At 67.3% G+C, this 12,855-nt stretch carries 12 protein-coding genes; 3 read left to right on the top strand and 9 right to left on the bottom strand.

Features of this window, described 5'->3' with window-relative positions:
- Positions 1-49 precede the first annotated feature (49 nt).
- The gene (locus tag SI859A1_RS04500) at positions 50-1,837 is read right to left on the bottom strand and encodes an outer membrane beta-barrel protein (protein ID WP_040325258.1); all 1,788 of its coding nucleotides are present in this window, start codon (positions 1,835-1,837) and stop codon (positions 50-52) included.
- A gap of 244 nt (positions 1,838-2,081) precedes the next feature.
- Between SI859A1_RS04500 and SI859A1_RS04505 the strand changes: the two genes are divergently transcribed.
- Positions 2,082-3,065, top strand: a complete 984-nt coding sequence (locus tag SI859A1_RS04505) for a KpsF/GutQ family sugar-phosphate isomerase (protein ID WP_040326277.1) — start codon at positions 2,082-2,084, stop codon at positions 3,063-3,065.
- Positions 3,066-3,080: 15 nt separating this feature from the next.
- On the opposite strand, the gene SI859A1_RS04510 is transcribed toward SI859A1_RS04505, so the two are convergent.
- Entirely contained in the window at positions 3,081-3,527 is a 447-nt protein-coding gene (locus SI859A1_RS04510) for an NfeD family protein (protein WP_009208667.1), read from the bottom strand.
- A 5-nt stretch (positions 3,528-3,532) separates the two neighbouring features.
- Positions 3,533-4,540 (bottom strand): SPFH domain-containing protein, encoded by a 1,008-nt coding sequence (locus SI859A1_RS04515; RefSeq protein ID WP_050767668.1) that lies wholly within the window; start codon positions 4,538-4,540, stop codon positions 3,533-3,535.
- A 326-nt stretch (positions 4,541-4,866) separates the two neighbouring features.
- Between SI859A1_RS04515 and SI859A1_RS04520 the strand changes: the two genes are divergently transcribed.
- Positions 4,867-5,265 (top strand): response regulator, encoded by a 399-nt coding sequence (locus SI859A1_RS04520; protein WP_050767432.1) that lies wholly within the window; start codon positions 4,867-4,869, stop codon positions 5,263-5,265.
- A 110-nt stretch (positions 5,266-5,375) separates the two neighbouring features.
- Here SI859A1_RS04520 and hemH read toward each other — a convergent pair whose 3' ends face one another.
- From hemH to SI859A1_RS04540, 4 genes are all read right to left on the bottom strand, one after another.
- On the bottom strand, positions 5,376-6,437 hold the full coding sequence (hemH, locus tag SI859A1_RS04525; protein ID WP_009208669.1) for a ferrochelatase: 1,062 nt from the start codon (positions 6,435-6,437) through the stop codon (positions 5,376-5,378).
- Positions 6,438-6,594: 157 nt separating this feature from the next.
- The gene (locus SI859A1_RS04530) at positions 6,595-6,966 is read right to left on the bottom strand and encodes an Omp10 family outer membrane lipoprotein (RefSeq protein ID WP_050767433.1); all 372 of its coding nucleotides are present in this window, start codon (positions 6,964-6,966) and stop codon (positions 6,595-6,597) included.
- 165 nt (positions 6,967-7,131) lie between these two features.
- The gene (locus SI859A1_RS04535) at positions 7,132-7,578 is read right to left on the bottom strand and encodes a nuclear transport factor 2 family protein (RefSeq protein ID WP_040325260.1); all 447 of its coding nucleotides are present in this window, start codon (positions 7,576-7,578) and stop codon (positions 7,132-7,134) included.
- A gap of 461 nt (positions 7,579-8,039) precedes the next feature.
- The gene (locus SI859A1_RS04540; RefSeq protein WP_009208672.1) at positions 8,040-9,485 is read right to left on the bottom strand and encodes a homospermidine synthase; all 1,446 of its coding nucleotides are present in this window, start codon (positions 9,483-9,485) and stop codon (positions 8,040-8,042) included.
- A gap of 203 nt (positions 9,486-9,688) precedes the next feature.
- Between SI859A1_RS04540 and SI859A1_RS04545 the strand changes: the two genes are divergently transcribed.
- On the top strand, positions 9,689-10,684 hold the full coding sequence (locus SI859A1_RS04545; protein WP_009208673.1) for a small ribosomal subunit Rsm22 family protein: 996 nt from the start codon (positions 9,689-9,691) through the stop codon (positions 10,682-10,684).
- A 129-nt stretch (positions 10,685-10,813) separates the two neighbouring features.
- Here SI859A1_RS04545 and SI859A1_RS04550 read toward each other — a convergent pair whose 3' ends face one another.
- Both SI859A1_RS04550 and SI859A1_RS04555 read right to left on the bottom strand, forming a co-directional pair.
- A complete protein-coding gene (locus SI859A1_RS04550; RefSeq protein WP_050767434.1) occupies positions 10,814-12,178 on the bottom strand; it encodes an SDR family oxidoreductase in 1,365 nt (454 codons plus the stop codon).
- Positions 12,148-12,645: a DUF2269 family protein gene (locus SI859A1_RS04555; protein WP_009208675.1), complete on the bottom strand. Its 498-nt coding sequence runs from the start codon at positions 12,643-12,645 to the stop codon at positions 12,148-12,150. Before SI859A1_RS04555 ends, SI859A1_RS04550 begins: the two co-directional genes overlap by 31 nt.
- Positions 12,646-12,855 lie beyond the last annotated feature (210 nt).

Here is a 12,855-nt window from a genome sequence, read left to right on the forward strand (position 1 = left end):
AAGGGCTTGGATCGACACCGTCCCCCACGCCACCCCGCGCCATGCGCCCCTACCGTTGCAGTTTCAGGCCGATGCGGAGGGTGTCGGAGCCGTAATCGCCGGTGCCGTCGTCGGTGTAGAGTTGGCGATGGGTGTAGAGGCCGGTAACGGCGAAGCCGCGGTGCAGCCAGTAGGTGAAGCCGGCCTCGCCGGTCAGGAGCGTCTCGTCGTCGCCGGGGATGGTGGAATTGCTGAATTCCGCCAGCGCCGTCGCGGTCAGCTCGGTGCGCGTGTCGAGAGCATGGCGCAGGCCCAGCGAGCCCTCGTAGGCGACGGTGGTGGCGCGGCCGGAGCTCTCGGGCTCGAAGCGGGTCCGCAGGGCGGTGGTGACCTCGGTGCCGCGCTGCGGCGACCAGACGAGGCTGGCGTCCAGCGTCGGCGCGCTCGTCACCTCGCCGCGATCGTCGTCGGGGCGGTTCCAGGCATAGCCGAGGGCGATTTCGCCGCGCAGCTTCTCGGTGAAATCGAGGGCGACGCCGCCGCGCAGCGCCGGCAGCAGGGCATCGCGGTCGAAGGCGCCGTCGGCTTCCTCACCGGGCACATCGAAGAGCCGCCGGCCGAGGCTCGCCTCGACGAAGGGCATGATGGCGGGCGAGATCTCGTAGCCGGTCCGCAGCGTCGCGGTGAGGGTGGTGTAGTCCTGGTCGATGGCGCCGGCCGGCAGGTCGGCATAGGCGGTGCGCGCGAGGGTGCCGGTGCCGCTGACGACGAGGCGGCCGAAGCGGCGTTCGAGCTGACCGGAGAGCGAACCCTGCAGGCGGTCGGCCTGGTCGGTGCCGACGAAGCTGTCGGAGATGTCGACGGTGTCCTCGCGGGCATAGTCGATGGCGCCGCGCAGGGTGGCGGTGGTCAAGCGGTCGAGATCGAGGCGCAGGCGACCGTCGAGGGCGGCGCGGGGATCCTCGGGCGTGTCGCCGGCGAAGTTGCGGCGATAGGTGAGGCTGCCGTTGAGCTCGGCTTCGTGGCGGGACCAGTCGGACAGGAGCCGGGCCGAGATCGTGGTTTCCGAGAAGATGCCGCTTTCGCCGTCGACCGCGTCGTCGATATTGGTCGAGGCGCCGAGGGTCTGGATCAGCTCGGGATAGAGCATGAAGCGGCCGGCGCGCACGCCCAGCGGGGCGAAGGGATCGGTGTCGCTCGCGGTGACCGGTGCGCGCTCGGGGGTGATGACGGTCCGGCTGGTGCGCAGCGGGCTGTCGACGGCGGGCGCCTCGTCGGCGATGCCGGCGGCCAGAGGCGGATTACGGGGCGCAACGGCGCGGACCGCACCCGCCGGTCCGCCGGCGCGGGGCCGGGCCGAGAAGGCCGGTGCGTCGCGCGGGTCTTCGGCGAGGGCCTCGTCCGCGACATCGGCCGCCTCGGGCTCGGGATCGAAGCTCCGGACGGGCGCTGCCGGGCGGCTGGTGGCGGCGCGGCCTTGCGGCGCGGCGGCGGGGCCGCTGAAGAGATCGAACTCCTGCGACGACGCGTCGTCGGTGTCCGTGGCGTCGCGCGGATCGGGCGGCAGGAGGCCGGCGTCTGTGCCGGCGGGATCGCGGCGATCGTCGCCCGGCGTGTCGCCGGATTGCTCCAGCCGGTCGATGAGCGACGGGTCGATGCGGGTGCCGCGCGTCAGCGGTGCGGCCCTGAGATCATAGGGGTCGAAGGCTTGCGGGGTGGCCGCGCGGGTGCCGTCGGTGCGCAGTTCCGGAAACAGCGGTTGCTGGGATGACTGGGCGAAAGCGGGACGAGTGTTGGGCAGACCCGGCAGCCCGACGCCGATACCGGCCGCGCCCAGAAGGGCGGTGGCGGCGATCATGCGTGCGGATCGACGGGGGATGGACGGCATCTCGGTTTGCCTGCGCTCTCATTGCCCGCGCCTTGTCCGCGCCGGTTGCGAAAGCGTAAATTTTCATGGTTAAGGATTCGTTGATATTTTCCGCGGGGCCCCGCAACACCGGGGTTTGCGCGTCACATGCCTTGTTTTGGCCGGACCGAACTGGTCATTGGTCGCCACATCTTGCAACAAAACAGTGATTCCCCGCGTCGTGATCGCCCAATCCATGCCCCAGTCCACCGCCCCGAAACCCGGTTCGCAGTCGGCGGTTCGCACCGTCACCACCGAGGCGGACGGCCTGCGCGCGCTGGCGGCGCTGCTCGAGGCCGAGATGGCCGAGCCGTTCGAGCGGGTGCTCGACCTGATCGCGGAGATCACCGGCCGGCTGATCATCACCGGCGTGGGCAAGAGCGGCCATATCGGCGCGAAGATCGCGGCGACCTTCGCCTCGACCGGCACGCCGGCCTTCTTCGTGCATCCGTCCGAAGCCAATCACGGCGATCTCGGCATGATCGGCCGCGACGACGCGGTGCTGGCCATGTCGTGGTCCGGCGAGACGACGGAGCTGAAGGGCATCGTCGCCTATACGCGGCGCTTCAAGCTGCCGCTGATCGCCATGACCTCGCGGCCGAGCTCGACGCTGGCGCGCGAGGCGGATGTGGCGCTGCTGTTGCCGCGGGTGGCCGAGGCCTGCCCGCACGGCCTGGCGCCGACCTCCTCGACGACGCTGCAGGCGGCGCTCGGCGACGCGCTGGCGGTGGCGCTGCTGGAGCGCCGGGGCTTCACGCCGGGCGACTTCCACGTCTTCCATCCCGGCGGGCAGCTGGGCGCCAGCCTCGTCCATGTCGGCGACCTGATGCATGTCGGCGAGGCGCTGCCGCTGGTGGCCTCCGGCACGACCATGGCCGAGGCGATCATCGTGATGTCGCGCAAGAGCTTCGGCTGTGCGGCGGTGGTCGACGCGGGCGGCTGCCTGATCGGCATCGTCACCGACGGCGATCTGCGCCGCCATCTCGGCCCGGACCTCCTGGCCCAGACGGTGGACACGGTGATGACCGCCAACCCCAAGACGATCACGCCGGAGACCCTGGCCGCCAAGGCGCTGGAGATGGTCAATTCGTCCAACATCACCGCGCTGATGGTGGTGCGCGACCGGCGTCCGGTCGGCATCGTCCACATGCACGACCTGTTGCGGATCGGCGTCGCCTGACGATCCCGCCCGTCCTCAGGGCGCGGGTTCGACCACCAGCACCGAGCCGTCCGCACCGGTGATCCGGACATGGGCGCCGGCCGGCATGTCCTGTCCGGTGACGCTCCACCAGCTGTCCTCGATCGCGATCCGGCCACGGCCGTCGACGATCGCCTCGGTCAGGACGGCCTGACGGCCGACCAGCCGGGCCGTGCGCCTGTTCAGCCGTTCGCCATCGCCGGCGACGCTCTTGTTGCCGTACCAGCGGCGTCCGAGCAGCGCCGCGGCGACGGACAGGACGATGAAGGCGATGATCTGCTGCTGCCAGCCGAACCAGCCGGTGCCGAGGACGAAGACGTTCATCCCGACGATCAGCGCGGCGATGCCGAAGAACAGCAGGTAGACGCCGGGCGCGGCGACCTCAAGGGCGAGCAGCACGAGGCCGAGAATCCACCAGCCGTAATCGATCAGCACCTCAGGCATGTCGTTCAGCCCTCACTGCCGCCATAGGGCGCGGTGGGAACCCGCGTGCGCGACTTGCCCGCAGTCGGGCCGGCCTGGGGCCGCGCCCCGGCGGCGGCATCGTCGCCGAAGGTCGCCCGGGCGAGTTCGCCGATGCCGGCGATGGAGCCGATCAGCGACGAGGCCTCCAGCGGCATCAGGACGACACGCTGGTTGGGCGCGGAGGCCAGCTTGCCCAGCGCCTCGGTGTATTTCTGGGCGACGAAGTAGTTGATCGCCTGGACGTCGCCGGCGGCGATGGCGTCGGAGACCAGCCGGGTGGCAGTGGCCTCGGCCTCGGCCAGGCGCTCGCGGCCCTCGGCCTCGCGATAGGCGGCGTCGCGGCGGCCCTCGGCCTGCAGGATCTGCGACTGCTTCTCGCCCTCCGCGCGCAGGATCGCGGCGTTGCGCGAGCCTTCGGCCTCGAGGATCTCGGCCCGCTTCTCGCGCTCGGCCATCATCTGCCGGGCCATGGAATCGACGAGGTTCTTGGGCGGGTTGATGTCCTTGATCTCGATGCGGGTGATCTTGATGCCCCAGCTGTTGGCGGCCTGATCGACGACGCGCAGGATCTTCTCGGAGATCGCGTCGCGGTTGGACAGGAGATCGTCGAGATCCATCGAGCCCATGACCGAGCGCAGATTGGTCATCACCAGGTTGAGGATGGCGTTCTCCAGCCCGGACACCTCGTAGGCGGCCGCGGCGGCGTCCAGCACCTGGTAGAAGGCGACGCCGTCGGCGGCGACCGACGCGTTGTCGCGGGTGATGACCTCCTGGGTCGGCACGTCCAGCACCTGCTCCATCATGTTGAGCTTGCGGCCGACGCGCTCGATGAAGGGCACGATGATGTTGAGGCCGGGGGTGAGGGTGCGGGTGTAGCGGCCGAAATTCTCGACCGTGTAATTGTAGCCCTGCGGGACGATCTTGATCGTCGACAGGAGGACGAGCACCGCGACGAACAGCACGACGAGGACAAGGATGCCCGTTCCCGACAGGAAATCGCCTGCGAACATGAAAAACCTCCGCTGCCGTGACCGTCCCGCATCCTGCTGGGTCGCATCCGGCCATGGCCGCATATCAGGGGAGACGGAAGCGGAACGCAAGGCGGATCCGGGATATCAGTGTTACTTAGTATAAACGAGAGAGTGGCCGACGCGTCATACGTGTCACCTGATGGTCTTCGCGTGGCGGTTTTGCCGAAATCTGTGCAAAGCCTGCCGACGTTCGCCAACTGTTCCATAAAAATACACATATTGCCGGAACGGGAGGGAACCGATCCGGATATCTGCGCTTCCTTTCCCGGTTGACGAAAGGGAATGGCATGGCGCGACTGGCACGACCCCGGGTTCTCATCGTCGAAGACGAGCTTCTGATCGCCATCGATCTGAGGGTCATGCTCGAGGACAATGGCTATGAGGTCGTCGGCATTGCCAAGGACTTCTTCCAGGTCATGGACGAGATCGCGGCCGGCGCGGTGGATGTCGCCGTGGTGGATGTCCGCCTGCGGCGCGGACCGAACGGCGTGGCGGTGGCGAAATGGCTGCGCGAGGAGCATGACATCCCCTCGCTGTTCGTCAGCGCCGGCATCGGCGAGGCGATGGTGACCGAGGCGCTGGCGGCAAGGCCGATCGGCTTCGTCGACAAGCCCTATTCCGAGACCTGGCTGATCGGGCCGCTGAACGCGGCAACCCAGATGCAGAGCGAAGGCCTCAACATCTAGCCCGGCCGCGGCACCACGAAGGGCCGCATTCCTCTTCGAACATCGCTGGAGACCGCGCCGGATGCGCGACCCCGCTCGCTTGCCGAACGGGGCCATTCTTGCGTGGGTAGCTAGTCGATCCAGCCGCGCAGTTCGCGCCGGACCATCGCCTCGATGACGTCCATGCCCGGCTCGCTGTCGTTGAGGCAGGGGATATGGGCGAAGTTCCGGCCGCCGGCCTCGTGGAAGATCTCGCCCGCCTCGCCGGCGATCTCCTCCAGCGTCTCCAGGCAATCGGACACGAAGCCGGGATTGAGGACGGCGATGTCCTTGATGCCTTCCTGCGCCAGCTTCTCGACGGTCTTGTCGGTATAGGGCTGCAGCCATTCTTCCGGGCCGAAGCGCGACTGGAAGGTGGTCATCAGCCGGCCCTTGGGCCAGCCAAGCCGCTCTTCCAGGAGCCGCGAGGTCTTCTGGCAATGGCAGTGATAGGGATCGCCCTTGCGGAAATAGCTCTGCGGAATGCCGTGATAGGAGCAGATCACCCGCTCCGGCTCGAAGTCGAGCGTCGCCAGATGCGTCTCGATCGAGCGGGCGAGGGCGTCGATATAGACCGGCTCGTCGTGATAGGCGGGCACGGTGCGCACGGCCGGCATCCAGCGCTTGCCCATCATGTGCTCGAAGAACTTGTCGTTGACCGTGGCGGTCGTCGAGGCGGCGTATTGGGGATAGAGCGGGTAGACGAGGATGCGCTCGCAGCCCTGTTCCATCAGCGCGTCGGTGCGCTCGGCGATGGAAGGCTTGCCGTAGCGCATGGCCCAGTCGACGACGACGCCGGCGTCGCCCGCCATGCGGACGGCGAGCTTTTCGCCCTGGGCGCGGGTGAAGGTGCGCAAGGGCGATTCATCGCGCTCGGTGTTCCAGATCTCGGCATAGGCCGCGCCGGACTTCTTGGGGCGGGTGTTGAGGACGATGCCGTAGAGGATCGGGTACCAGGCGGCGCGTGGCCATTCGATGACGCGCTTGTCGGAGAGGAACTCCTTCAGATAGCGGCGCATCGGCTTGAAGTCGGTGCCGTCGGGCGTGCCGAGATTGACCAGGAGAACGCCGACCTTGGGCTGCTTCACCGGCGGATGACCCTCGGGGAGGGGGCCGATCGAGCGTTCGGCGATGGTCTTGGTCAGGGCATTCATCGGCAGGTCCTTGCATCGTGTGGCGGGCGGTCGCTCGTGTCCACGGCAGAACACGCCGGGCAGCGCTGGGCGCCCGGACCGACCTCGTGCAAGGCCATATAGGGAGGATTGCCGGCGGCTGGAACCGCCGGCGATACGATCAGGGTGCGACCGATTTTCAGGCGCGGGCGAGACGGAAGGTCGAGCCGTCCGAGGAGGTGCAGACCATCGTGCCGCCGCCATGGTTGCAGTTGGCCGCGATCTGGACGCCGCGGGCGACCGAGGTGAAGTTGAGCTGGATGCGCGAGGCGCCGCTCGAGGTGTAGTTGCCCTCGGCCAGGAGGCCGTTGGTATCGCGCTCGGCCGAGGTGAAGCGGCCGTTCTGGAACACCGCGGTGTAGGCGATCGGGCCACCGGTGGAGGCCCAGCGGCCCTCGACGCCCTGATAGGCGTTAGCCTGCGGCAGCGGCCGCGACATCTGGGCCCGCTCGCTCTGGCAGGCGCCCAGAGCAAACGCGGCGAGGCTGAGGGTGACGGCGATACGGCGCATGATACGACCTCGATACTGATGCGGCACTCCGGCGACTGCCGATCCGCTAAGGCAACAATGTTCGCGTGGGGACGGCACCGCGCCGCCGCAACGCTTTGAGACGCGTGCCACGCTATCCCAATTTGAAACGGCTGTCATGACGGCAACCACGGGCACAAGGACGGTTCAGTCGACCTTCTCGGCCTTGCGCAGGGGAATGACCGAATGGATCGAGCCGATGGTCTCGATGGAGCGGATCCGCGCGTCGGAGGTGAAGGCGAACCAGTACATGGTGGTGCCGGTGATCAGCGTGCCGGTCTTCTCGTCGCGGCGCGTCCAGTCGCAGCGGCTGGCGGCGTTGTCGTCCTCGCAGACGATGCCGCGCAGATCATAGGAGATGTAGGTGGTGCGCTTCAGCATCTCGTCGAAGAAGGCGCGCGCCTCCTCTTCTCCCTGCAGCCGGAACTCGCCCTCCATGCGGCCGAACCACGGCGCGTCCGACATGGCGGCATTGCTGCGCTGGGACACCATGGCGCCAGGCACGAAGTGACGGGCGATGGAGCCCGCCGCTCCCGCCATCACCGCTTCCATCACTTCCTCGACGATCCTACGCGTGACTGCCGTGTCGACCATGAACTGCTCCGAGCGGAGAACGGCCCGGGCCGCTCTGCCGATTTTCGTCGGGTGACGCAACAAACTCCCACCCGGACGGTCAAACCTTGGATATTCAAGCGGAAAAGCAAGTACCGGGCGTCTCGTTCTGCGGCATCCGCGTGGTGAAGATTGCTCAAGCGACACGATCGCAACGCCGATTTTGCGGCAGGGCTGCGAAAAAGCGGTGGAAATCGCCGGTTTCTCGACATTTCGACCGGAGCATATGGCGCATTTCCGTATGGGAAAATAACGGGGGATAAGGCAGCCGGAAGAACGACTTGCGGGTGGATGACGCGTTGTTTCGGTCGATCATGGCTTGAAACGCGCCGCCGGGGCGGGCGATTCGCCTGTCACCCCGTGCTCCGACATACGGCGCGCAAAGAAAAACCGCCGGCAGATGACTGCCGGCGGCTGGAAATGGTCAGGCGGGGTGGCGGAGATCAGCGCACCAGGATGTTGCGGAACTGCCAGGGGTCCTTCTCGTCGAGGTCCTCGGGGAAGAGGCCCGGACGATCGGTCAGCGGGGTCCAGTCGGTGTAGTAGCCCTTGACCGGGCCGAGATAGGGCGACTGCACTTCCAGGCAGCGCTTGTAGTCCATCTCGTCGGACTCCACGATGCCGGCTTCCGGGTTCTCCAGCGCCCAGACCATGCCGGCCATGACCGCCGAGGTCACCTGCAGGCCGGTGGCGTTCTGATAGGGAGCCAGCTTGCGGGTCTCTTCCAGCGAGAGCTGCGAGCCGTACCAGTAGGCATTGGCGTCGTGGCCGTAGAGCAGCACGCCGAGCTCGTCGACGCCGTCGACCAGCTCGTTCTCGTCGAGGACGTGGTGGACCGGCTGGAACTTGCCGGCGGCGCCGAACACCTCGTGCAGCGACAGGACCGCGTCGTTGCAGGGATGGTAGGCGTAGTGGCAGGTCGGCCGGTAGGTGACCTCGTCATCCTTGTTGCGGTGGGTGAAGAAGTCGGCGATCGAGATCGACTCGTTGTGGGTGACGAGGAAGCCGTACTGGGCCCCCGGCGTCGGGCACCAGGTGCGCACCCGGGTGTTGCCGCCCGGCTGCTCGAGATAGATCGCCGCCTGGTTGCCCTTCTTGTGGGTGCGGGCGTTCTTCGGCATCCACTTCTCGTGGGTGCCCCAGCCGAGCTCCGACGGCTGCACGCCTTCCGACAGGAAGCCTTCCACCGACCAGGTGTTCCAGAAGACGTTCATCGGCTTCGGGTTCTTGGTGCGCTGGGTATCGCGCTCGGCGATATGGATGCCCTTGACGCCGGCCTTCTTCATCAGCCTGGCCCAGCCCTCGCGGTCGTCGAAGGTGGGTTCGGTGAATTCCAGGCCGACCTTGGTGGCCACGTCGACGAGGGCCTGCTTGACGAACCAGGAGACCATGCCCGGATTGGCGCCGCAGCAGGAGACGGCGGTGGTGCCGCCTGGGTTCTTGCGCTTCTCCTTGCGGACGGTCTCGCGCAGCGCATAATTGGTGCGGTCGGCGTTCGACAGGCTCTCGTCGAAATAGAAGCCGAGCCACGGCTCGACGACGGTGTCGATGTAGAGGACGCCGAGCTTGCGGCATAGCTTGATGAGATCCAGCGAACCGGTGTCGACCGACAGGTTGACGCAGAAGCCCTGGCCTTCACCCTCGGTGAGCAGCGGCGTCAGCAGTTCCTCGTAGTTCTTGCGGGTCACCGCCTCGTTGACGAAGCGGATGCCGCGCTCGTCGAGCATCTGCTTGTCGGCATCGTTGGGGTCGATGACCGTGAAGCGGCTCTTGTCGTAGTCGAAATGGCGTTCGATCAGCGGCAGGGTGCCCTTGCCGATCGAGCCGAAACCGATCATCACCACCGGACCGGTGATCTTGGCGTGGATCGGATGGTTCTCTTGGGCCATTTGCGAAATTCCTTCGGTTCAACTCGGAGCCGGTCATCGTCACGGAGTGCTCGGGCAAGCCGCTAGAACGTTTCCGTGACAATTGAAAGTGTGCAGCGCGCCGCGGAAGCGGGCGCCGGCGGACAAGCCGGACCTATCGGGGAAGGGCTTGTCGGTTTCATGACGCAGCCGATACGACATTCTTGCGGAGGCAGGACAGCCCCATGCAGCTTCCCCCGACCCTGCGCGCGGCGCTGGCGGACCGCCTGGACGCGGAATCCTTCGACGATCTGCGCCTCGCCGGTTCGCGGCTGAGCCAGCGCTACCGGGCCGAAACCCGCGACGGGCGCCAGCATCTGGACGGCGAGGCGGCGGTGCTGGCCTATCTGGCGGCGCGCATGCCGGCGACCTTCGCGGCGATCCGGGCGAGCCTCGACGCGGTGGCCGGACGGCGGCCGGATTTCGTGCCGGTGTCGCTGCTCGACGTGGGAGCCGGGCCCGGCACGGCGCTGTTTGCCGCCCGCGACGCCTATCCCGGCCTGACCCGGGCCACGCTGGTGGAGGCGAGCGCGCCGGCCATGGCGGTCGGCGAGGCGCTGACGCGGGACGGTTTTGCCGACACGGCGGACGTGGACGCGGGCGAGGCCCTGCATGTCGACTGGGTGCGCGGCGACCTCGCCACGGCGCTGGCGGCGCGCGCGCCGGCCGATCTGGTGACGCTCGGCTATGTGCTGGACGAACTGGCGCCGGCGCAGCTGGCGCCGCTGATGGCCGCGCTCTGGCGGCTGACGGCGGGGGTGCTGCTCATCGTCGAACCGGGCACGCCGGCGGGCTGGCAGCGCATCCTCTTGGCACGCGATGCGCTTCTGGAGGCGGGGGCGGAGATCGTCGCGCCGTGCCCGCATGCCAGGGCCTGTCCGGTGACGGCGCCGGACTGGTGCCATTTCGCCGAGCGGGTGGAGCGCACGCGCACCCACCGGCTGGCCAAGAGCGCCACGGTGCCCTTCGAGGACGAGAAATACGCCTATCTGGCGGTGGCCCGCACGCCGGCCGCACCGCCCGCGGCCCGGGTGCTGGCGCCGGCCCGCAAGGGCAGCGGCAAGGTGACCCTCAAGCTCTGCAACGACGACGGATCGCTGAACGACCGGCTGGTCACCAAGCGCGAGGGCGAGCTCTTCCGCACCGCCCGCCGCCTCGACTGGGGCGACGCGCTGGAGTAAGGGGGAAGGCGGCAAGGGCCATCTACCGCGCCAAACCCGGGGCCTGGTTCAGAACGGGAAGCGAAAAGGCGGTTTTGGGTGGAAAAGAGACGGTCGGCTCTTGCGCCTTTCGATGAAAGAAGCTGCCGCTCAACGGTCCTCAATCACCGCCAGCCCCACCATCATCAAAACGATCGCCGGCCCCGTCTTCACGAGCGCGCCCAGGGGTTCGATCCACATGTCCGGTGTCAGGACGGCCGCACCGATCATGTAGAATAGGGACAGGCCTATCCCTCCCAGCAAGCCAATGCGGCAGGTCCGCCTGTTACCGATCAGGATGCCGATCGAGATATCCATCAGGCTCGTCGCCACCGTGACGACGGTCGCAGGTAAAGAACCGAAGCCATGATCGGTCAGGATCTTCACCGCCGGATCGAAGGCGACGGAGATTGCGATGCCGCCGGACGCGATCCAGAACAAAGCGAGGATGCCGACGATAAGGGCTTTCAGCAAGTAGAGGCGTGCGTACCAGCGTTCCTGTACCGTCGCCGAAATCGCGCCAAGAGTGGTCGGACCAGACAAGGGAGCAAGACCGGTCGCCTCGCGCCAGCTCGTCGCGTCGCCTGTCACGCCGCGGCACAACTCGGCGAGAGCGGTGGAGCGAACCGGAGGGCGCCAGCCCCATAGCGAAACGACGTCGCCGGCGCGCGCCGCCGTCGTCAGCAGCCAACTCGGAACCCTGACCCGGCGCCGCGGCCCGGCAAAACGCGCCGCGAGCCCAGCCAGTACATCGCCCACGGTCGTCAGCTCGTCGTCCATCACGTCCCAGCGCGCCTGCCAACTCCAGCGTCCCGCGTGCCATTGGTCCAGAAGGAAGTCGACGGTGCGTCCGATGTCGCCGACAGCGGTCACCGCGAAGGGACGTTCGGCTAGATGCTCTGGCAGATCGAAGGGAAGAACGGCGAGGGATCGCATGAGGGCACTGCCCCCATAAGCCGCATCGGCGACGACGAAGCCCGGACGCAGGATCACATGGGAAAGGCCGGAACTGCCGATCGTCGCCTCAGCCGCCCGCTTGCCCAAGCTGAACTCCGTCCGATCATCCTCCGGCGAGCCGGGGATCGAGACGTGGACGAGAAGCGGCGAACGCCCGTCCTGCGTGTGAAGAGCTTCGACGAGGCGTGCCACGAAATCGAGATTGGCGGTCGCGGCGGGCGAACCCGGCGCGTCTTGAAGGACCCCGACGCAGTTCACGAAGACGTCCGCCCCCGTCGCGGCGAGATAGGCGCGGAGGCCTGCTGTATCCGCGTCGACCAGCGAGAAGCGCATCAATCGTCCGCCCCACGCGGCTACTTGAACGGGCGTGAAGCGTCGCGCCACCGGGATGACCTCGTGGTCCTGCGACATCAGAAACGTGCAGAGCGCTTCGCCGATGAGACCCGAAGCGCCGAGTACGGCCACGATGGGTCTGCGCGCCTCGAGGGTCACAGCGCCGGCCTCGCGATCATCAGCCACAGGATCGTCAGGACAGAGCCGAAGCCCGGAATGCCTAGGACGAACCAGATACGGTAGAGGCGGTGATAGGCCGGCGGAAGCTCCCGTCCGGCGCGTGCCGCATCCCGTGCGAGATCTCGCATCCGCGCCTGTATCCAGACCACCGGCAGCCAGAAGACACCGGCCACGCCGTAGAGAATGAGTGCCAGCCCCAGCCAGCCCTCCCAGAGGGGAACCCCCGTCATCTCAGCGAGACCGTATCCGGTGACCGGTTGGGCAATCACCGCGGTGGCGGTAAACACCATGTCGGCTGTGACGACGACACCCGCCGTGCGCGCAACGAAGGCCGCGTCCTTCGAGCGGTGCGCCATCAGCATGAAGAAGGCGATCCCTGTTCCGGTCCCGAGAAGGACGATCGCGCCGATCACATGCAGATATTTGAGCAGAAGATAGTCCAAACGAACTCCGCTGACTGGTCTGTGGACCATGTCTCCGGACGAGACGATGCCGATGCACGACTCAACAAGTCGTAAAGGAGGTGCGTAAGGCCAGGAAGTACCGATCGCGACTGTCCCGACGGGACTAACGAAGTGCAGGGACGTCAGCTTTCAGGAATGCGTTGGGGTCGTGTCCCCATAGGTGGTGTAGCTCGGCGATAGCGTCGCCAATCTCGTCCGCGCCTTTCATCGCGCTGTAGG

The organism is Aurantimonas manganoxydans SI85-9A1, from assembly GCF_000153465.1.
In the GTDB taxonomy this organism is placed as follows: Bacteria; Pseudomonadota; Alphaproteobacteria; order Rhizobiales; family Rhizobiaceae; genus Aurantimonas; species Aurantimonas manganoxydans.

Coding starts and splice junctions, on each gene's coding strand:
- SI859A1_RS04500 (WP_040325258.1), bottom strand. CDS start 1,837: ATGATCGCCGCCACCGCCCTTCTGGGCGCGGCCGGTATCGGCGTCGGG.
- SI859A1_RS04505 (WP_040326277.1), top strand. CDS start 2,082: ATGCCCCAGTCCACCGCCCCGAAACCCGGTTCGCAGTCGGCGGTTCGC.
- SI859A1_RS04510 (WP_009208667.1), bottom strand. CDS start 3,527: ATGCCTGAGGTGCTGATCGATTACGGCTGGTGGATTCTCGGCCTCGTG.
- SI859A1_RS04520 (WP_050767432.1), top strand. CDS start 4,867: ATGGCGCGACTGGCACGACCCCGGGTTCTCATCGTCGAAGACGAGCTT.
- hemH (WP_009208669.1), bottom strand. CDS start 6,437: ATGAATGCCCTGACCAAGACCATCGCCGAACGCTCGATCGGCCCCCTC.
- SI859A1_RS04530 (WP_050767433.1), bottom strand. CDS start 6,966: ATGCGCCGTATCGCCGTCACCCTCAGCCTCGCCGCGTTTGCTCTGGGC.
- SI859A1_RS04535 (WP_040325260.1), bottom strand. CDS start 7,578: ATGGTCGACACGGCAGTCACGCGTAGGATCGTCGAGGAAGTGATGGAA.
- SI859A1_RS04540 (WP_009208672.1), bottom strand. CDS start 9,485: ATGGCCCAAGAGAACCATCCGATCCACGCCAAGATCACCGGTCCGGTG.
- SI859A1_RS04545 (WP_009208673.1), top strand. CDS start 9,689: ATGCAGCTTCCCCCGACCCTGCGCGCGGCGCTGGCGGACCGCCTGGAC.
- SI859A1_RS04555 (WP_009208675.1), bottom strand. CDS start 12,645: ATGGTCCACAGACCAGTCAGCGGAGTTCGTTTGGACTATCTTCTGCTC.